Source organism: Mesorhizobium sp. 131-3-5 (genome assembly GCF_016756575.1).
GTDB lineage: Bacteria > Pseudomonadota > Alphaproteobacteria > Rhizobiales > Rhizobiaceae > Mesorhizobium > Mesorhizobium jarvisii.
Genome location: NZ_AP023254.1, coordinates 6,138,465 through 6,158,931 on the forward strand (window position 1 = coordinate 6,138,465; position 20,467 = coordinate 6,158,931).

The following is a 20,467-nucleotide window of genomic DNA, read 5'->3' on the forward strand; positions in this document are numbered from 1 at the left end:
CCGCTAGAGACCGCCGGAACCGACAGGGGAAGACATCAGCAACGTGACTGGCCGCAAGGCCGGATGCTTCGCGCCTTTCCGTCGGTAACAAGAAGGAAAGGGACATGAGTCATCTGAGCGCGGAGAACGTCTCGGTGTCGTTTGCGGGGCTAAAGGCCCTGTCATCGGTGGACCTCCAAATTACGCCTGGGCGCATCGTTGGCCTCATCGGCCCCAATGGCGCTGGCAAGACCACGCTGGTCAACGTGCTGACGGGCTTCCAGGCTCCAACGGAAGGCACCGTCAAGCTCGACGGGGCGGCACTCTCGGGTCTCAAGCCGCATCAGGTCCGCCGGCGCGGCATCGCCCGCACCTTCCAGGGTGGGCGGCTCTTCCGCGACCTGCCGGTGCTGGACAATCTGGAGGTAACCGGCGTTGGTCTGGGAATGAGCCGGCGCGCAGCCATCGCCGAAGCGGAAGCGATGCTCGACTGGATCGGCATCGGCGCGCTGGGTCCCCGCGTCGCCGGAACCTTGCCTTATACGGATGAGCGCCGCGTGGCCATTGGCCGCGCCCTGATGGGACGGCCCGCATACATCCTGCTTGACGAGCCCGCGGCCGGCATGAGCACGCCGGAGGCGCGGGAGCTTTCGGCGCTGATAAGACACATCGCCGGCGATCTCGGCTGCGGTGTCCTGCTCATCGAGCACAATGTCGGGCTGGTGCTCGGCCTTTGCGAGCATATCGTCGTGCTCGATTCCGGAGCGATCATCGAGGAGGGTCCGCCCGCCGCGATCCGCGATAGCGAGAAGGTGCGCCACGCCTATATGGGCACGGCCGCGAACACCGACCTGCCCGTGCTGGAGGTGATGGAATGAGCCTGCTCGCCCTTTCCGATATCACCATCCGCTATAGCCGTCTCACGGCGGTGCGCGACGTCTCCTTCTCCATGGACGAAGGAGAAATCCTGTTCATCACCGGCCCGAACGGAGCTGGGAAGTCTTCGCTGCTGCGTGCGATCGCCGGTGTGACGCCGGTGGCGGGCGGCCGGATCGACCTGGCGGGCCATGAGATCACCGGCCAGGCACCGGAGAACATCGCCCGGCTCGGATTCTCCATGGTGCCGGAGGGGCGCGATGTCTTCGGCTCGCTGACGACCGAAGAGAACCTTCTCGTCGGCACTGGCATGCACGCTCGTGACCGCGGCTGGCGAAGCCGAACGGCGGGCGACCTCGAAGCCGTCTACGCAACCTTCCCGATGCTGAAAGAGAGGCGGCACGGGCAGGCGGGATTGCTGTCCGGCGGGCAGCAGCAAATGCTGGTCATCGGACGCGCGCTGATGACCAATCCGCGGCTCATAGCCATCGACGAGCCTTCGCTGGGCCTCGCCCCCAACATCAACGACCAGGTCTACGAGCGGCTCATCGCGCTGCGTGCGCAGCGCCAACTCACGCTGCTGATCGTAGAGCAGAGTTCGGCCCGGGCGATGATGGTGGGTGGGCGCATGATCCTGATGCGTGGCGGGCAGATCGTGCTCGATGGTGACGCCCGGACACTCGGAAACGGCGAGGCGATCCAGGCTGCCTACTTCGGTTACGAGGACCATTGAGATGCTCCAGATCCTGTTTGACGCACTCTCGCTTGGTTCGCTCTACGCGCTCGGGGCACTTGGCATTGCCCTCATCTTCGGCGTCATGCGGCTTGTGAACTTCGCGCATGGCGACGTCATCGCCTTCTGCGTCTTCGCGCTGCTGTGGCCATCGACGGATGCCATGGCCATCGTCTTTGCTGGCCAATTGCCGTGGTACCTGCTGGTGCCCTTCGTGCTGCTCTGCGGAGCCGGGCTGTCGGTGCTGTGCGAAATCGTCGTCTTCAGGCGGTTCCGCAACGCCAACCCGGCAACGATGATGATTGCTTCTTTCGCGCTCGGTTTCGTCATTCGCTATTTTCTGCTGATGCTTTTCTCGAGCCGGCCGAAGTCGATCAATCTCCTCCCAGAACTCTCCCAGCCCATCGAGATCTTCGGCGCCAGGCTGCCGCTTCTCCAGCTCATCACCATCATCGCGACGATGTTGATCCTGATAGGTCTGACCCTCTTTCTGCGCCGGACCCGGTTCGGACTGGAAATGCGGGCGGCGGCGGAGAATTTCTCCATGGCGCGCATGCTCGGCGTCCGCGCCAACCGGGTCATCATGGGGGCCTTCGCGCTGTCAGGCGCGCTGGCAGGTGCCATCGCCTTGATCTTCGGGGTGCAGACCGGCACCGCCGATATCCAGATGGGGGCGGCGATCATGCTGATGGCGTTCATCGCAACGGTTATCGGCGGCTTGGGCAGCCTGGCTGGCGCCGTGCTGGCGGGCTTCCTGCTCGGTGCCGCGTCGGTGATCATGCAGGTCATGCTGCCTATCGACGCCCGGCCCTTCCGCGATGCCTTTGTCTACGGAGCGGTCATCCTCGTTTTGCTCTTCCGTCCGCAAGGCCTGATTTCGGCGCGTGGCACAAAGGAAAGGGTCTGATCCATGTCCGCAGCGTCCCCGGCCATCGAGCCGCAAATGACCACCGGCGCCATTGTCGCCAAAACCCCCCGGCCCTTCGTGCTGGCGCGTCGTACCATCATCACGCCGATCCTGCTGTCGCTGTTGATGATCGCCATCGCACTCCTGACGATGATGACCGGATCGAGACCGTTCAATCAGGTGATCATTGACGTCTTCCTCCGGGTCATCCTCGTCGTCGGCCTTTATGTATTTATTGGAAATTCGGGCGTGCTGAGCTTCGGGCATATCGGCTTCACCTGCCTCGGCGCCTATGTGGCGGCATGGCTGACGATCAATCCCATCATGAAGAAGATGGCCTTTTCCGGTCTTCCCGGCTGGCTGATAAAAGCCCAGATGCCCTATTGGGAGGCGGCCATCATTGCCGCGATCTTTGCGGGGTTGGCGGCGCTGATCTTCGGACGGATCCTGATGCGGCTGTCGGGCATCGCCGCCTCCATCGCGACCTTCGCCATGCTGGCGATGATCAACACCATCTACTCCAACTGGGAAACCGTTACCGGCGGGACATCGTCGGTCGTCGGGATCCCGATCATCCGTTCGATCTGGCCCTATCTGATCGCCGCCATCCTCTCGATCTTCATTGCCTGGGCACATGCAATTTCGCGTTCCGGCCTGGCACTGCGTGCCGCCCGCGACGAACCGACGGCCGCGGCAGCCTCCGGCATCGATATTCCCAGGGAGCGGCTTGTCGCCTTCGTGATCTCCGGTGCCATAATGGGTCTCGGCGGCGCCTTGATGGCTCACTCCATCGGGGTTGTGACGCCCGACACCTTCTATCTCGGTCTCACCTTCATCACCATCGCCATGCTCGTCGTTGGCGGCATGGGCAGCCTTTCGGGCGGCGTGATCGGTGTCGTGTTCCTGTCGGCCCTCATTCAGACCCTGCGCTGGCTGGAAGCCGGGGTTTCCATTGGCGACGTCGCGTTCGCCATACCGAAAGGCCTTCAGGAGATCGCCCTGGGCATCATCATGATCATCATTCTGGCGCTTCGTCCGGCAGGCGTCTTCGGCAATCGCGAGATCTCTTTAACCCGCAACCGCGGTGACTGACCGGCGGATTGTAAGCCGCCGCAACCCTGAAAGGAGAAGTCTATGATAAACAAACTGAAAATAACGACAATGACGATGCTCTTCACCGCAACAGCTGCCTTTCCAGCCTTGGCGGACGACAGCAAGATCGTCGTCGGTTTCGCCACGGCGGAATCGGGCTTCATGGAGGCTTACGACAAGCCCGCCACCGATGCCGCGCTGATCCGCATCGACGAAATCAATGCCGCCGGCGGTCTTCTTGGGAAGAAAATTGAAGTCGTGAAAGCCGACACCAAGTCCGACCGTGCAGAAGGCGCAAAGGCCGGTCTTTCCGTTCTCGACCAGGGCGCTGACCTCGTCGTCGTTTCCTGCGACTACGACTTCGGTTCGCCAGCGGCGCTTGCCGCCGAGGCGGCTGGCAAGGTTTCCTTCTTCCTCTGTGCTGAATCCGTAAAGGCGGGCATCCAGGGCGTAGGCCCGCACAGCTTCTCGGCGTCGGTGCTGGCGGCCGTGCAAGGAGCGACGATGGCCGAATGGGCATACAACAAGAAGGAGGCCAAGACCTTCTATCGCCTGCTCGACAGCTGGACGGAATACAACAAGGGCATCTGCGACGGCTTCGACTGGATGATGCCGAAGCTGGAGGCCAAGGGCGCCAAACTTCTGGGTCAAGACACCTTCAAGAATGACGACCCTTCAATCGCTGCCCAGATCAGCCGCATCAAGGCCCTGCCAAAAGAACCCGATGCGATCATGCTTTGCACCATGATGCCGGGCGGCGTTTCGGCGATAAAACAAATCCGTGCCGCTGGCATCAATTCGATGATCCTCAACGGCTCCGGCATGGACGGCAGCTACTGGCTGTCGGCGGTACCTGACCTTTCCAACTTCTACGTTCCGGTTCAGGGTTCCATCTATGGCGACGACCCGAACCCGGAAGTCACCAAGTTCAACGCAGCCTACAAGGCCAAGACCGGCGGCGACCCATCTTCCATGTATGTCTATCCAGGCTATGTCATGATCGACGTCTGGGCAAAGGCCGTCGAGCGCGCCAAGAGCATCGATGCCGATGCCGTTGTCGCGGAACTCGAAAAAATGAAGAACGAGCCGACCCTCTTCGGTTCGCGCACTTTCACCTCCGAACTGCACCACCAGAACCAGACCAAATACCTGGTCGCCGACACCGAGAAGGGCAAGCCAGCGATCATCGACAGTTGGACGATCTCCGAACCGATCCCGCTTGACGCGCTCTTGAAGTAGTCGTGGCGCCGGCTTGGTCCGGCCGTCCTTCCCAAGCAAAGAACCCGGCCCGCACGATGTGGGCCGGGTTCAACCTATCAGTCCATGACATGCGAACTTTTATGTCCGGGCCTTGCGATAGGAATCCTTGAGCGCAATTCGCGCGCCTGAAAAAACGAAGATGTCGCAGCCATCGACCTCGATCTTGTCTCCCGCGGCCGTTGTTCCCGTGAAGCGCCACGAAGACAGTCCGGTATCTCCGCTGACCACATGGTTGTCATTTGACCAGGCAGCGTCCGAAAAGGTTGAGAAGATAGCGGCATAGGCTGCCCGCACGGCCTCCCACCCAGTGTGACGGCGACCGTTGGGGTCGGGTCCAGCCGAAGCATGGAAGGCGCAATCCTCCGCCATGCAGGCCATCAAGCCGTCGAGGTCATGGGCGTTCCACGCCGCCATGAACCGGCCTAGAAGCGCGGATCGCTGCAACGAAAGATCGCCTCCGGTCATGCCGGTCTGGTCCGCATCGCCGATCATTCCAGCCCTTCCTTCGCCACCGCGCCGACCAGCCGGTCCAGCGATCTCGACATGCGGGTCATGATTTCGGCGATGTCCTCTCCCGTCACGATCATCGGCGGGCAAAGCGCAAGCTGGTCGCCGATATTGCGGAAGATGAGACCTTCTTCGTGACCGATCACCGACGCTATCGCGCCCGCGCGTCCTACTTTTGCGAAAGGCCGCTTGGTCGCCTTGTCAGCAACCAGCTCGACCGCCCCGATCAGGCCGGTGCCGCGAGCCTCCCCGACAAGGGGATGATCGGCAAACGAGCGAATGCCCGCCTGGAAGAGCGCTTCCATGCGGGCCGCATTGCCCATCAAATCGCGCTCCTCGATGATGGCGAGATTTTCCAGCGCAACGGCTGTCGCGACCGGGTGGCCCGACGCCGTGAAGCCATGGCCGAAATTACCGATCGTCACGGTGTTGTCGGCAATCGCCTGATAGATCGCTTCAGAGAAAATGACGGCGGCAAGCGGCATGTAAGAGGAGGTGATCTGCTTGGAGACCGTCATGATATCAGGCGTGAAGCTGAATTTCTGGCAGCCAAAGGGCGTGCCGAGCCGCCCGAAACCACAGATCACCTCATCTGCTATCAGAATAATATCATTTGCCCGGCAGATTTTCTCCACGCCTTCCCAATACCCGACCGGCGGGGGCAGAACGCCGCCAGCTGCCATAAGCGGCTCCCCTATGAAGGCCGCGATCGTATCAGCCCCTTCTTCCGCGATCACCGCCTCCAGTTCGGCGAGCAGGCGCGCCGTGAAGGCGGCTTCGTCTTCGCCTTCCATGCCGAAACGATAGAAGTGCGGGCAGGTCAGGTGACGAACGGGAATCGCCGGCAGGTCGAAGTCGCGATGGTTGATCGGCAGGCCCGTCAGGCTGCCGGAGGCGACTGTGATGCCGTGATAACCCTTGGTCCGCGCCAGGAATTTCTTCTTCTTGGGTCGGCCGAGCGCATTGTTCATGAACCACACCATCTTGACGATGGTGTCGTTGGCTTCCGAGCCCGACGACGTGAAGAAGACACGCGTCAGGTTTTGCGGCGTCATCTCCACGAGTTTCTCCGCGAGCCGGATGGACGGCTCATGCGCCTTGGAGGAGAAGGTGTGATAGTAGGGCAGCTTCAGCATCTGCTGATAGGCGGCGTCGGCCAACCGCTTTTCCGAAAAGCCGACGGCCACCGACCATAGCCCGGCGAGCCCTTCGATATATTCCTTGCCGCGCTCGTCATACACACGGATGCCGTCGCCGCGGCTGATGATCAGCGGCCCGGTTTTTTCGTGCTGACGCAGGTTGGTGTAGGGATGCATGGTGGCGCCGATGTCGGCGGCGGCGAGAGAGTTGGAAAGCGCGTCCATGGAAGTCCTCAGCGGCTTGGGGAAGTGGTTCGGGGTTGTGAGTTCGAGATAGTTTTCGATCCCATGCGCGGAGCCTTCACGATACGGAAGAATGAATCATGGCAGGCTTTTGGAATGCGTGTCGATGATCCGCCGCATCAGCGCGGCGACGTCGCGCGCATTCGGCGGATCGGAGTGGATGCAGACGGTGTCGAAGTCGACCGGGCGGACCGTACCGTCTACCGCGACGAGTTCGCGTCGGGTAAGCGCCCCCATCATGCGGTGCTCGGCAAGTGTCAGGTCGATAGCCGACTGTACGCGCGGGATGATCAGGCTGCCGCCGGGAGCGTAGGTAAGATCGGGAAAGAACTCGCCCACGAAGGCAACGTCAAGTTCAACTGCCGCCGTCTCGTGACAGGTTCCCGCCATGCCGAAGAGCGGGACGCCGAACGGCTTGACCGCCGCGGCGATTGCCCGGGCGGTGTCCATGTCGCGCGCGGCCATGCCGTAGATAATGCCGTGCGGCTTGACGTGGCTGAGCCGCCCGCCCTCGGCGGCCAGTATCCCTTTCAGAGCACCGATCTGATAGAGAAAGGCGGCTGTCAGTTCCTCTGGCTGAAGTTTCATTTCCCGCCGACCGAACCCCTCCCGATCGGGAAGGGAAGGATGCGCGCCGACCTGCTTGCCGTGCGAGAGCGCTAGCCGCACGGTCTTCAGCATCGTCCACGGATCGGAGGCGTGGAAGCCGCAGGCGATATTGGCGCAATCGATATGAGGCATGATGCCGGCATCGTCGCCGAAACGCCAGTTGCCGTAGCTTTCCCCCATGTCGCAGTTCAGGGTGACCATGGTTTGCTTGCCTCAGCCCAGGGTGTTCGACGCCCAGCCGGGGGCGATGTGCGGGAAATCCGGCGGCGGTTCGCGCTCGTGCAGCAGTCGAAGCACGCGCGGAGGCGTCAGTGGCAGCTGCCGCACCGGCTTGCCGATGGCACGTGCCACTGCGCAGCCGATCGCCGCGCCAACGGCCAGGATTGGCACCTCGCCGGCGCCCTTGGTGCCGAGCGGGCCCATCGACGGTGCGCCCTCGTAGAGGTCGGCGGCGACCGCAATCACGTCCTGTGCCAGCGGCAGGCGATAGGTCTCGAAATCGTCCTGCGCGATGCGTCCGTCGGCGGTGATCGTCACCTCCTCATGCAACGCATAACCCAGCCCCTGCACCACGCCGCCTTGTATCTGGCCCAGGATGGCGCGCGGGTTGAGCGCGCGGCCGACATCCTGCACCACGCGATAGGCGAGCACCTCGACATGACCGGTGTCCGCATCAACCGCCACCTCGGCCTCGTGAACAACGAAGACGGGGATGTCGAGAGCGTCGATGAAATGCCCCATGGCGCAGCCGGACATTGCCGGGGCGTTCCTGGCGGTAAAGGCTCCGCTTCCTGTGATCGGGCCGGTGGTGGCCTGCGCATGGGCGACGATAGCGGGGATCGACATTCCGGAACCAGGACGTCCCGTGATCTCCACACGCCCCTCGCGCAGCACCAAGTCTTCCGGTCGGGTCTGGAGCATCTCGCCAGCGGTCCGCAGCAACTTCTCACGCACTTCCGCGCAGGCGGCCACGCTGGCCGCGCCGATGGATACAGTGGTTCGTCCCCCGCCAACGCCGACATCGAGACCGGCGGCATCCGTATCGGCTTCGCGCACGATCACCTGGTCGGGAGCGAGGCCAAGCTGCCCAGCCACGATCTGTGGCAAGGATTGCACCATCGTGCCCGATCCGATCTCCACACCCGACGTGACCAGCGTTGCGCTGCCGTCGGCGTTCAAATTCACCGTCGCCGCCGAGGGTCCGACGAAAACGAACCATGTGCCGACCGTGGTCGCAATTCCATAGAGCCTGCCGTCGGCCTTGGCTTGCGATGTGCCGGTGCTGGCGCGCAACGTCTCCATGCGATCGAGCATCGGACCCAGCACGTCGGCCTCGAAAACCTGGCCGGTGGCACCGAGATCGCCATCTCCCAGGACATTCTTCTTCCGAAACGCCATCGGGTCGAAGCCCAGCGCCTCGCAGATTTCGTCGGTATGTCGCTCCAACGCGAAGGTGTTGTAGACGCCGTTGCAGGCTCGGAACGCGCCGTTGGGTGGCGTGTTGGTGTATACGGCGCGGCTGACGAGCCGCGTTGCGCCAACCCTGTAATTGCCGCCCAGCGTGTGCGCCGTCATCGTCGTCAAGAAAACCTGCTCGCCTCCATACGCACCGCAGTCCATCAGCACGACCGCCTCGCGCCCGGCGATGTATCCTTCGGCGGTGACAGCGGACCGAATGCGGATTTCCGCATTCTCACGGCAGAGGCAGGTTGCCATCTCTTCCTGCCGGGTATTTTCCAGCACCACGGTGCGCCCGGTCATCCGCGCCAGAAGTGCCGTGATCGGCTCTATGGACGCATCGAATTTCAGGCCGAATCCGCCACCAACAGGTGGTACGGTGACCCGCACACGCCCGGGCGGAAGCTGCATGACCCTTCCGGTGACGTTGCGCACTGTCCAAGGCACCTGTGTCGAGGTCTGGATGTGAGCACGGCCGTCCTCCCAGGAGCCAATGGCAACACGCGGCTCGAAGGGCACATGGCTCTGCCGGCCGACGGTGAAACTGCTTTCGACAATGCGTATATCGGGACGGGCGAAGGCAGCGTCGACGTCGCCGCGACTGGATTTTGCCTCCCATGCGATGTTGCCTGAACGTGCACCGCCTTCCGTGATCACCTCATAGCCGCGCCAGCCCTCGTGGACGAGACGGGCGGCGGGCTGGAGCGCCTCGGCCATGGTAAACACCGGTGCCAGCGGTTCGACCTCCAGCACGATGGCGGCAAGTGCCGCCCGCGCCTGCTTCTCCGTCTCGGCGGCGATGACGGCGATTGGCTCGCCGTGATAGCGGATCGTGTCGATGGCCAGGAGCGGATGGTCGGCAATGCCGATGCCGTAGAGCCCTGGCGCATCGGCGCCGGTCGCCACCGCGCGCACGCCAGGACAGCGAAGTGCCGCCGAAACGTCGAGCTTGCGGATACGCCCCGCGGGAACGGTCGACCGCAGCAGCACGGCGTGCAACATGTCGGGGCGAGTCCGGTCGTTGGTGTATTTCGTCCGCCCTCGCAGCTTGTCCTGTGCATCGCGGCGCGGAAGATTCATCACCGTGGCCGCCAGCTCAGACATGGATGCCTCCCACCAACTGGCCGGCCTTTCGCGCCTGGTCGAGGCAGTCGGCCACGGCGTCGACGATCCGCTCATATCCCGTGCAGCGGCATATGTTGCCGACCATCGCGGCCTTGATTTCGGGGCGGCTCGCATGCGGATTGTCACGCACGAACGCCGAAAGGCTCATGACCATTCCCGGGAAACACATGCCGCATTGCACGGCATCGGCCGCCTCGAAATTGGCCTGGAGCGGGTGCAGCACCTGGTTTCCCGAACTCAATCCCTCGATGGTCGTCACCGCGCATCCCTGGACGAGTCCAACCGGCTTCAAGCAGGACGGCACCGCTTCGTCGTCGACATGCACCGTGCACGCGCCGCAAAAGCCTTCGCGGCACACAGCCTTGGTCCCCGTCAGGAACCGTTCCTGTCTCAGGATGTCGACGAGCGGCGTCATCGGATCTCCATCAAAGCGGCAGTCCTCGCCATTCAGCTGGAATGTCACAACCATGCCAGGCCCTCGGTCTTGAGAAGTGCGGCAACAGCGCGCCTGACCAGTGTCGGAAGAACCTGGCGCCGGTACCAACCCTCCGCTTCCTTGCCGTCGCGGCCCTGAAAATCATTGTGTTCCAGTGCAAGCTCGGCGGCGCGCTTCGGATCGAGCGCGGGCGCCGGGCCAGCCGCCATCGCCTGTTCGAGCGCCGTCCAGCGCCGCGCTACCGGCTCCACCGAGCCGACGGCGATGCGACATTTGTCTTTGTCCACCGCGAAGGAGACGATAGCGACCGGATAGTCGCCGGCTTGCCGGAGCGGCAGGCGGATGTGAGCACTTGCGATCAAGTCGCGGCGCAGATGAATTCTCGTCACCATCGCTTCGGTCAGCAGCGCAGGCCTGTCTTTGAGGAAATCCGAAATACCGAGGAGTCTTGAGCCTTCGAACGTCTGCAACTCCACCGTCGCCTCACAGGCGAGAAGCGCAGGGGCGAGATCGGCGGCGGCAAAGCCGAGGGCACAGAGGTTGCCGCCCACGGTGGCGACCCTTCGGATGCCGGGATTGGCCGCACCCTCGGCCGCGGCAACCAGACCTTCGAAGCCCGCTACCGCACGCAGCGCGCGGCCAAGCACCGTGTGGGTAACGGCCGCGCCGATCACGATATGGTCGGGCTCGATTTCGACCTTGGACAAGGCCGGTATTCGGTGGAGTGCGACCACCGCCTCGGGAAGGTCGACCCCGCGCCGCGGGTCACGCATCATCCAGGTGCCGCCGGCAAGCACCGTCGCGCCTTGCCGGCGTGCGGCCAATGCCTCTTCAATCGTGCTGGCCGCGGTGAACAATCGTTCCACGCTTGCTGCCATCTGTCATACCCCTCGGAAGCAGCCAACTTTCGCGACGCTGCAACATAGTTGCTCCAGCTTCACGCTCCTGTGAAATAGTAATTCTTTGAATATGGTATCGAAAAAACAGATAACTGCGGCATCCCGCAAGCGCCCGCAAGGTTTGCGGCGCGCTCGTTAGCGCTCAGACCCAGTGGGCGACGGTCCGTTTCTCAAAGCTTTCACGGAACTGGACGGTGGTTTTGGGAAGCAGTTCGCCAGTCTCCCAATCGAGGATCACGGCATAGTGCCGAACCGCATCGAGCGCATCGATCTCGCCCGAGCGGTATTTGCGCGCGACCTCCTCGGGATCCATGCGTGCCCTATCCTTCCGTTTCGCTCGGATGTCGGCGCGGCAGGCTTCGGTCGCCGTCTCGTCGATTTCGTATTGGCACAGGTCGCGGTCGATTTCGCGGATCACCACGCCGTAGTCGGTCCTGGCACGCTCCAGGGAAACGTAGTCGTCGATCACGTCCTCCATCACCTTGCGAGGCTCGCGCTCCAGTGGATCGCCGAAACCACCGCCGCCGGCCGTCGGACGCGCGAACTGGTCGCCTGTGTGGACGGAGTAATCTGAGAACACGGAGCCGAGCCAGATCTCGGTCTCTTCTCCGGCGCGCTTCATGGTCAAGCCGTGGGGCATCGACGGCAGCCCCCCTTCGACGCCCCAGACGACGGCGCGTTCGCGGTCGCAAATATAGGACATGACGGCATTTTCGGCGTCGAGCAACAACGAGGTCTTCTGCACGCCGACGCCACCGCGCCATTTGCCGGGACCGGCTGAATCCTGCTTGATCTGGAACTCGATCGTTCGAGTGGGATTCACCCGCTCGTTGCCTTCGTTCGGTTGCGACATCAGGCCCGTTCCGAAGCAGGCGGTGGTGACATCGGCGCCATCCTTGCCGTTGCGCCCGCCCCAGCCGCCAGGCAGCCATTCGTAGAACATGAAGATCGGCTTTTCGGGTTTGCGTGCGTCCCGCCCCCCGGCCAGCAGATATTCGAGGTTGAAGGCGCAGGCAATGGCGCGTTGGGGCATGATCTTCGACCACATCTCGAAGATCGCGTTCATGATCTTTTCGAATGGCATGAGGAACCCGGTCACCGCCACCGGCCATTCCGCGCTGACGATGCTGTTCTTCGGCGCGGTCACCTCGATCATCCGGTAAAACCCGCTGTTGAGTGGAAGGTCCGGGAAGAAGGTCTTCATACCGGCGACCACGGCCGAGAAGGTCGCGCCCGGCGCGGAATTGTACATCGAGGCGATGGTCGAATGGCTTCCCGTAAAATCGTAGTGGATCGTGTCGCCCTTGATCGTCATCTTGATGCGGATCGGGATCATTCCCTCGCCAGCGCCGAGATCGCGATCGATGTAGTCGACCGTCTCCCAGGTGCCGTCGGGCAGCTCCGCGAGACGCTTTCTCACGGCGCGTTCGACGTAGTCCTGAACCTCCTCCATACCGCGCATGACCTGGCGTCGCCCGTACTTCTTGACCAGCCGCAACAGTTCTCGCTCGGCCGCCTGCGTCGCCTGCGCCTGGGAATGGATGTCGCCAATGATCGATGCCGGATCGCGTGTGTTGGCCGCGATCATGTTGGCGACGTCGGAGCAGAAGCGGCCGCGCTGGAAAAGGCGCAACGGCGTGATCCGCAGGCCTTCGCGGAACATGTCGCGGGCGGTGACGTCGAAGGAACCCGGCACGGAGCCGCCGAGGTCCGACCAGTGGCCGTTCGACTGGGAGAAGCCGATCAGTTTGTCTTCGTCGAAGATCGGACGGACGAGCCGAACATCGCTGAAATGCGTACCGCCGGCATAAGGATCATTGATTGCGTAGACGTCACCGGGTGCCATATCGCCTTCAAAGACCCGGATCACCTCCTTGCATGTGTTGTGCAGTGTGCCGACATGGACCGCGATATCGTAGTTGCCCTGGGCGACAGAGTTGCCATCGGCGTCGTGCAGAGCGTTTGAAAAGTCCCGGTTGTAGATGACGAAGGAATAGCAGGTGCGAAGCATCTGTTCGGCCATCTGGTCGACGGTGGTGATGAAGGAGTTCTTCAGCACCTCGAACGTTACCGGATCGAGGCCAGGGTTCGTTTCAATCAGCTTTGTCATGTCTCAGCCTTTCGTCACGATGAGAATGTTCAGGAAGCCATCGACGGTCGCGCTCATTCCCGGCGGAACCACGGTGGTGGAATCGAACTGTTCGACAATGGCAGGCCCTGTGAAAGCAGCACCGGCGCTGAGCTGATCACGTTCATACACGGCTGCATCGTGAGATACGCCGTCGAACCAGACGCCGCGGCGGCCGAGGGGCTCGGGCACATGAGGCACTACTTCGTGCCACGGTATCTCGGCTTTCGGAACGATGCCGATCGCCTTGACCGCGATGCGGAAGATCGACACCGGCGCCTCTTCGCGGCGGTAGTTGAACTCTCGTTCGTGCTCGTTGTGGAACGCCTCGATCAACGAGCAGATGCTCTCGATCCGCGCCGGTGCCGACACCGCAAGTGAGCGCCACTGGCCCTGGTACATCATCTCGACCGTGCGCTGCAGCGCCATGTCTTCCTGCGCCACGCCCTCATGGGCCAGGCGTTCGACAGCCTGTTTTTCCATGAGAACAAACGCCGTCTGCATCTCGGCGGGCGAGACAGTCGAAGCATCGGCCATGAAGCTTTCGGAGAAATCGTGCTGCACGTCGACGAGAAGGCAACCGAGCGCGGAGGTGACGCCGGGATTGGGCGGTACGATCACGGTTGGAATCGAAAGCTCCTTGGCCACGGCCGCTCCGTGCAAAGCGCCCGCACCGCCGAATGCGACGAGTGCAAAATCGCGCGGGTCATAGCCTCGGCTGATGGAAAGAAGCCGGACGGCGTTGCCCATGTTGGCGTTGGCGACGGCGATGATCGCCTCGGCCGCTTGATGGAGTTCCATGCCGAAGGGTGCCGCCACCGTCTCCTGCACCGCCTGGGCGGCCAGAGCGGGGTCGAGAGTGATCTTGCCGCCTGCAAGGCTGGTTCCGAGACGGCCGAGCACGACATTGGCATCGGTGTTGGTGGCGGTGCGGTTGCCATTCTTGTAGCAGGCCGGACCTGGAAAGGCGCCGGCGGACTGCGGTCCGTTGCGCAAGCTGCCGCCTTCGTCCTGCCATGCCAGCGACCCGCCGCCCGCACCGATGGTCAGCACTTCGATGGAAGGAAAGCGGATCGGATATCCGAATTCAATGTACCAGTCTTTTGTGATGCGCGACTCCCCGTTCCATGCAAGCGAGACGTCGGTGCTGGTGCCGCCCATGTCGAAGCCGATCGAGTTCGGGAAGCCACAGAGATTTCCGATGAAACGGCTTGCGATCGCGCCGGCAGCGATGCCAGATCCTGCGAGCCGGGCTGAAAAATCCTTGACGCTCGCGGGTGTCATGACGCCGCCACCGCTGTGCAGCAACAGAAGATCTCGCTTGTATCCGGCCGCGGCAAGTTTTTCTCCAAGACGGGACACGTAATCGACGACGACGGGAGCGCAGACGGCGTTCGCCATGGTGGTGGAAAAACGTTCGTGCTCGAAGATTTCCGGCATGACTTCCGAGGAGATCGAGACCGGCACATCCGGCATTGCCTCCTTCAGGATCTCACGCATGCGGCGCTCGTTGGCGCCGTTGACATAGGAGTTCATGAAGCAGACGGCGATGGACTTGACCTGCCGTTTCTTGAGAATGTCGGCGGCACGGCGCGCAGCCTCTTCGTCCAGCGCTTCCAGGATCGCGCCCTCGGCACTGACTCGTTCCCGGACGGTCAGGCGGTCGCGGCGCGGGATATAGGGCTTGGCGACATCTTTATAGGTGTCCCAGAGATCTTCCTTGTTGGCGCGACGGATCTCGACAACGTCACGGAAACCCTCGGTGCAGACCATTGCGGTGCGTGGCAGGCGGCGGGTGATCAACGCATTGGTGGCGACCGTCGTACCGTGAGAAAACATCGTCACCTGCGAAAGATCGATGCGGCCCTGGTCCACGCCATTCATGATGGCTTGCATGGGATCGTCAGGCGTGGAGGCGGTCTTTTCGATGCGGATCGCGCCGCTGTCTTCGTCCATGATGCAGATGTCAGTGAAGGTCCCTCCGACATCGACGGCAACTCTAATTCGGCTCATGACAGTTCCTTCGCAAGGTCTTTGCGGGCAAAGCCCCGCCTTCGCCGCCCCTCGCCGGGGCGACGTTGCAATAAATGGTGGAATGGCCCGGATTCGTCGGGTCTAGTGGCGCGCTCTCGAGGCCGAAGGGCGGCCTGCCCGGTTCGCCGCTTCGCGACGGGTATCGGTCGGTGCGCAGCCGAACCGCGTCCGGTAGTGCTTGCAGAACTGAGACTGGTCAGCGAAACCCCAGCGGTAAGCGATCTCGGCAACGCTGCTGGTGTTGGTCACCGACATCAGCTCCTCGGCGCAAAGTTCAAGCCGGGCGTCGCGGATGAAGCCGTTGATCGACTGGTTGCTGTCCTGAAAAAGAACCTGCAGGTAACGCAGGGAGATGCCGCAGGCATCAGCCACCGCCTGCGGGCCGAGGCCGAAATTCTTCAGGTTGTCACGAATATACTGCTCGGCGCGATGCAAATGTCCGGCCCGGATCGACGAGATGCTGCTGTCCAGCACGCGATCGTCGCTCACGATCGACAGGCACAGCATTTCCAGGATGTGCCTGCCCATCATCTCACGAGCGGCTTCAGTGATCTCATCGACATGGCCGATCGTGGTGCGCACCGTGTCGAGGAAGAGCGCGGCGATGCCTTGGGTCGCATCGAAACTGAGCGCACTGAGCCGTTCGGCGGATCCGATCCGCGCCCGAACACTCGATGACGGCACCTTCAGGACCCACAGCGCGTTTGGCTTGCCATGCCAGAATTCGTAAGGCGCATCTCCCCTTTCAACGAGGAAGCCCCCCGGACCGCAATTGACGGTTCTCGACCCTTGCGAGAAATTCACCTCCGACATCTCCGGGATGGTGATGAGCAGGCTGGCGTCACGCTCGTTGAGGAAGTGGCGGCGATGGCGACGATAGCTTACGGCATCGCAGCGCATTTTAGACACGCTGACGAGCCCGAGGGAGAAGGTTTCCAGCGTACCTGAAAATTCGCGACGGTTCCGATACTCGGTGTCGAGCGGAAAATAGGCTTCGGTAACAGCGGCTTGCCAGGCATCACCACCTGCGGGACCGCCGATCGTATCGACGACGTATTTCATTCCCCGACCTTTCTGGTTGGCCCGGTTATCCCGGTGTTTTTTCGAAGATTACAGGAATCTGCCAGCGCGTATTGGTCAAAAACGAATAAACTTATGTGGCCGTTTGGTGGTTGGCTTGCTTTCCCATGCCTGCGCGAGGTTCGAGTTCCCTTGAAGCAGTCACTGTTTCATGGAAACGGTGACTGCTCCAACTCTTTGTTTTGACGCAATCCCGGACGAAAATCCGTTCACACTTTTCCTGGAATTGCTCTGGCCTGTTGCTGTCGATCGAACGGCCGCGAACATTTGCTTGCAAGCGCGCGGCTTCGTGGGCGTGCGCGCAATTTATCGAAGCGGCATCGCCACCGGCCGCATCGGCGTTCCCGTGGCGCCGCGCAGCTTGATGCAGGCACCAAAAAAGGCAAACTCATAGACCTTTTCCGCCGCCAGCTCCTCCAGCTGGGCCATTTCCAAAATAGGGACGCCGGCTTCGGCCAGGAGATAGGTGTGAACGGGGAAGAAATTCTCCGGATGTGCCGAAGGTGTCTGTTCCAGCGTCAGATTGTCGGCACCGATCATGATCACGCCGTGCTTGGCGAGATACTCGGCGCCTTCGCGATTAAGCCCCGGCGTGTTGCTGGCGAACGCCTTGTCGGGCCACAGCAGCATTTGGCCCGTACGAAGCAGGACGACATCACCAGGCTTGATCGACAGGCCCTGCTTCTTCAGGCAGCCCTCGATATCGGCCCTGCCGATCGGATGGCTCGGCGGCAACGTATCGACGCCGTGCAGAGCCGCGACATCCAGCAGAATGCCACGTGCAAAAATCGGCGGATATTTCTCCGGTCCGCATTTTTGCCAGGCGCGGCTGCCGAGATGGTCCCGCGCGGTAAAGCCGTTGAATATCTCACCATTGTAGCCGAAATGGTTGAAGGTATCGATGTGGGTCCCGCAATGGGTGTACATCGATATAGCATCGCCGGAATAACCGACGAGCTTGTTGGCTTCGGGGGTAACGCCCATGGCGTTGGCAACGATCTCACCCTGCGGCGTGTGCGTCATCCAGATCTGATATGGCTGATCGCCGGCACCAAACCAGCCGGGCATGCCGATGAAATGATCCACCGACAGATCGAACACCTTGGATGGATCGGTGCGGCTCATGATGGCCGAGCGGGACTCGGCATCGATGAGGTTCAGCATGCCGATCTCGTCGTCGCTGCCGTAGGGGCTCTTGGTGACCTTATGGAATTCGGCGTTGTAGGCAATAATTCTGCTCTTCATCGCCTCGTCGACGTAACACGCCATGCACATTGCCGTTCTCCTTGTTCTTCAGGTGGAAAACCCGACCAAAGGCTTGCCTATTCATCTGGACGGCAGCGCTATTCGCCGCGAATGACCGCTTCGGCACAAAGTGCCGCCGACAGCAGTTGCTCATCGCGCGCCGGCAGCGCCGACAGCAGGAAGCCGACAGGCATGCCGGCCTCGCCCGTGCCGCAAGGTATGGAAATGCCGCACCAGTCCAGGAAATTGCCGAGCAGCGTATTGCGCAGCGTGCGCATATTGGTTTTGACGAATAGCTCGTCATCGGTTTTCAACGGCTCCATCGGCGGGGCCACGTGCGCGACGGTCGGGAAGGCGATCAGCGCTCCGGCATCCACGAGTCCAGCGACCTCCCCGATCAGCCGGGTGCGCGAAGTGATGATTTTCAGATAGTCGACAAGGGTAATCTTCGCGCCGAGCCGCGTGCGGGTCACCACGCGCGGATCCATGTCGGCTGCCTCAGGGCCGGCAAGCCGTTGCTGATGCAGGGCATAGGCTTCCGCCGTCACCAGCGCGCCATGCTTGGCCGTCAGGTCCAGAATCTCATCGAACGCGGGAATGGCAAACCGCACGATTTTGACGCCTGCCTTGGCAAGGCGGGCGGTTGCGGACTCGAACGCGTCCGACACGCCGGACTGGACATCGTCGAACACCACATTCTGCGGGATCACGATGGTCAGTCCCTGGAGGGTGCCTCGGCCTATCGAGGGTGCCGACAAGCCGCGCATGGCGGCATCGATCCAGACGGCATCCTGCACCGTGCGGCAGAGCGGCCCCAGCGCATCAAGGCTCTGCGCCAGCGGAAAGACGCCACGCATCGAGTAGCGCCCGCGGGTGGCCTTGTATCCGACAATCCCGTTGAAAGCGGCCGGGATGCGCACGGAGCCGCCGGTGTCGGTTCCGATCGAGACCGGAACCAGACCGGCCGCGACAGCAACGCCAGAGCCCGACGAGGAGCCGCCCGGAATGCGTGGCACATCCGTACTTCTGGGGTTTTTCGGTGTGCCGTAATGGGGATTGATACCGAGCCCCGAAAACGCAAACTCGCTCATGTTGACGCGGCCGATGGCAACCATGCCCGCGGCTTTCAAATGCGAAACCACATCGGCATCGTCGAGGGCCGGCGCAGTATGGGCAAGAACCTTGGAGCCCGCCGTCGTCGCCAGACCGGTGATGTCGAACAGGTCCTTCCAGGCAACCGGAATGCCATCGAGAAGGCCAAGTGAACGGCCATCCCTGATCCGGCGTGAGGCAGCACCCGCCTCGCTCATTGCCCGGTCGCGCAACAGGCTGATGAAAACAGCCGGATCGGCATGAGCGGCAATTGCGTCGAACGTCGCCTCGGCCACTTCGACCGGGTCCACCGCACCGGACTGGATCATCACCGAGAGTTGGGCAACAGACAGGGAATTGAGTTTTTGTGTAATGACCATGCTTCCTTTTTTGAGGCGCGCTCAGGCCGCGACAAATTGCATCCAGCGGCGCACGAGATAATTGTGTTCGTCCATGGTGGTGTTCCAGACGGCAATGGAATTGGCACGCTGCCAGTAGGAGCCGCCGCTTCTGACCGCTCCCGCCTTGACCCGAAGCAATCCATCCGGTCCCGGAAGATCGTTCGCCGCCGGCAGGCCCTGGTACCAGTAGTCCCACTCGGCGGGCGTCATGTGTGCCCGGGATCGTTCCGGCGTCGACATGTAGTAGCCCTGGCGCGCGACCACGGCGCCCGGCCATCCTGACAGCCACCAGTTCAGATATTCGTAGGCCGCGTCCAGCATGCGTCCGTTCAGCCGCTTGGACAGGCATAGCCCGCCATGCCACGCGCGGTAGCCTTCCACCGGATTTGCCAGCTCCACGGGAACGCCGCGCAGATCCAGCTTGCTGATGCCGAGCGACCACATGCTTTCGATCACGGCGTCGCCGCAGGTCATCAGGTCTGCGGCATCTTCGGCAGACCTCCAGAACCCCTTGAAAAATCCGGATTTCTTGCGTGCCTCCAGAATATCCATCAGCTTGTCGATCTCCTCGACCGACATGTTGCCGAGATTTTTGAATGTCATCAGGCCCGCCGCCTGGGCTGCCAGCGCCGCGTCGAAAATGCCGATCGCCGGCTCGTTGACCAGCGCCGCGTGTCCGTGAAACTCCTCGTTGAGCAGCGCTGCCCACGAGTTCATACGCGCGGAGTTTTTCCTTACGACCTCGGGACTGTAGGCGAAGCTGTCGAAATTGTGGGTCGTCGGCAGCATGGAAATCCAGCGCGACGGCTTTTCGTCCAAGGCAAGGTTCGGTTGTACGAAAAGCTTGGTGACCGGCGCATCGCCCTGGCCGATCCGCGCGTTCGGACCGATGCGCCCCGTCTTGGTCAGATCGGTGATTTCATCCCAAAGACCGATGCGGTCGATATCGATCGGCTGCACCGCGCGCCAGTACCAGACGATATCGAGATTGTGAAAACACTGGTCGTAAATATCATAGGTGTCCGGCTCCAGCGCCGCCTTGTGCTGCGCCGTCATGAAATCCTGATTGTCGAATTCGATGTCCATGCCGAGATCGCGCTCGGCGCCGAGCCGCAGTTCCTCCAGCAGGGAAATGGCGGTGCCGAGAATGCGAAGCTTCGGCCGACCCTCTGTGTGAACCGCTGGCGACGAAAGCGCCGATGGCTTGTGATGCTTGGTCATGGC

17 protein-coding genes are annotated in these 20,467 nt (G+C 62.1%); 5 read left to right on the forward strand and 12 right to left on the reverse strand.

Annotated features, from left to right (window positions below):
* The first annotated feature begins 104 nt into the window (after window positions 1-104).
* Genes JG747_RS29940 through JG747_RS29960 form a run of 5 tightly spaced genes read left to right on the forward strand, consistent with a single transcriptional unit; the run spans window position 105 to window position 4,826 of the window.
* Window positions 105-857 carry an ABC transporter ATP-binding protein gene (locus tag JG747_RS29940; protein ID WP_069091358.1) on the forward strand — a complete coding sequence of 251 codons (753 nt, stop codon included), beginning with the start codon at window positions 105-107 and terminating at the stop codon, window positions 855-857.
* Window positions 854-1,588: an ABC transporter ATP-binding protein gene (locus tag JG747_RS29945; RefSeq protein WP_019860198.1), complete on the forward strand. Its 735-nt coding sequence runs from the start codon at window positions 854-856 to the stop codon at window positions 1,586-1,588. Before JG747_RS29940 ends, JG747_RS29945 begins: the two co-directional genes overlap by 4 nt.
* Before the next feature lies 1 nt (window position 1,589).
* Window positions 1,590-2,495 (forward strand): branched-chain amino acid ABC transporter permease, encoded by a 906-nt coding sequence (locus JG747_RS29950; RefSeq protein WP_019860199.1) that lies wholly within the window; start codon window positions 1,590-1,592, stop codon window positions 2,493-2,495.
* Between the two features lie 3 nt (window positions 2,496-2,498).
* The gene (locus JG747_RS29955; RefSeq protein WP_081296242.1) at window positions 2,499-3,587 is read left to right on the forward strand and encodes a branched-chain amino acid ABC transporter permease; all 1,089 of its coding nucleotides are present in this window, start codon (window positions 2,499-2,501) and stop codon (window positions 3,585-3,587) included.
* Between the two features lie 42 nt (window positions 3,588-3,629).
* Window positions 3,630-4,826, forward strand: coding sequence for an ABC transporter substrate-binding protein (locus JG747_RS29960; protein ID WP_038644746.1), 1,197 nt, complete (start codon window positions 3,630-3,632; stop codon window positions 4,824-4,826).
* A gap of 99 nt (window positions 4,827-4,925) precedes the next feature.
* On the opposite strand, the gene JG747_RS29965 is transcribed toward JG747_RS29960, so the two are convergent.
* The 12 genes from JG747_RS29965 to JG747_RS30020 all read right to left on the reverse strand — a co-directional run bounded on the left by JG747_RS29965 (window position 4,926) and on the right by JG747_RS30020 (window position 20,464).
* A complete protein-coding gene (locus JG747_RS29965; protein ID WP_202360612.1) occupies window positions 4,926-5,339 on the reverse strand; it encodes a nuclear transport factor 2 family protein in 414 nt (137 codons plus the stop codon).
* Window positions 5,336-6,718: an aspartate aminotransferase family protein gene (locus JG747_RS29970; protein WP_019860204.1), complete on the reverse strand. Its 1,383-nt coding sequence runs from the start codon at window positions 6,716-6,718 to the stop codon at window positions 5,336-5,338. Before JG747_RS29970 ends, JG747_RS29965 begins: the two co-directional genes overlap by 4 nt.
* Before the next feature lie 96 nt (window positions 6,719-6,814).
* Window positions 6,815-7,546: a LamB/YcsF family protein gene (locus JG747_RS29975; protein WP_020628982.1), complete on the reverse strand. Its 732-nt coding sequence runs from the start codon at window positions 7,544-7,546 to the stop codon at window positions 6,815-6,817.
* 12 nt (window positions 7,547-7,558) lie between these two features.
* Window positions 7,559-9,907, reverse strand: a complete 2,349-nt coding sequence (locus JG747_RS29980) for a xanthine dehydrogenase family protein molybdopterin-binding subunit (RefSeq protein WP_019860207.1) — start codon at window positions 9,905-9,907, stop codon at window positions 7,559-7,561.
* A complete protein-coding gene (locus JG747_RS29985; RefSeq protein WP_019860208.1) occupies window positions 9,900-10,397 on the reverse strand; it encodes a (2Fe-2S)-binding protein in 498 nt (165 codons plus the stop codon). Before JG747_RS29985 ends, JG747_RS29980 begins: the two co-directional genes overlap by 8 nt.
* Complete coding sequence (locus tag JG747_RS29990) at window positions 10,388-11,242, reverse strand: FAD binding domain-containing protein (protein ID WP_038644744.1); 855 nt, start codon at window positions 11,240-11,242, stop codon at window positions 10,388-10,390. Before JG747_RS29990 ends, JG747_RS29985 begins: the two co-directional genes overlap by 10 nt.
* A 163-nt stretch (window positions 11,243-11,405) precedes the next feature.
* Window positions 11,406-13,373 (reverse strand): hydantoinase B/oxoprolinase family protein, encoded by a 1,968-nt coding sequence (locus tag JG747_RS29995; protein WP_019860212.1) that lies wholly within the window; start codon window positions 13,371-13,373, stop codon window positions 11,406-11,408.
* Window positions 13,374-13,376: 3 nt separating this feature from the next.
* Entirely contained in the window at window positions 13,377-15,404 is a 2,028-nt protein-coding gene (locus tag JG747_RS30000) for a hydantoinase/oxoprolinase family protein (RefSeq protein ID WP_019860214.1), read from the reverse strand.
* A gap of 102 nt (window positions 15,405-15,506) precedes the next feature.
* Complete coding sequence (locus JG747_RS30005) at window positions 15,507-16,487, reverse strand: AraC-like ligand-binding domain-containing protein (protein ID WP_019860215.1); 981 nt, start codon at window positions 16,485-16,487, stop codon at window positions 15,507-15,509.
* A gap of 324 nt (window positions 16,488-16,811) precedes the next feature.
* Window positions 16,812-17,780, reverse strand: a complete 969-nt coding sequence (locus JG747_RS30010; protein WP_038644738.1) for a cyclase family protein — start codon at window positions 17,778-17,780, stop codon at window positions 16,812-16,814.
* Window positions 17,781-17,848: 68 nt separating this feature from the next.
* Window positions 17,849-19,222 carry an amidase gene (locus tag JG747_RS30015; protein WP_446720604.1) on the reverse strand — a complete coding sequence of 458 codons (1,374 nt, stop codon included), beginning with the start codon at window positions 19,220-19,222 and terminating at the stop codon, window positions 17,849-17,851.
* 21 nt (window positions 19,223-19,243) lie between these two features.
* Window positions 19,244-20,464, reverse strand: coding sequence for an ABC transporter substrate-binding protein (locus JG747_RS30020; protein ID WP_038652146.1), 1,221 nt, complete (start codon window positions 20,462-20,464; stop codon window positions 19,244-19,246).
* Window positions 20,465-20,467 lie beyond the last annotated feature (3 nt).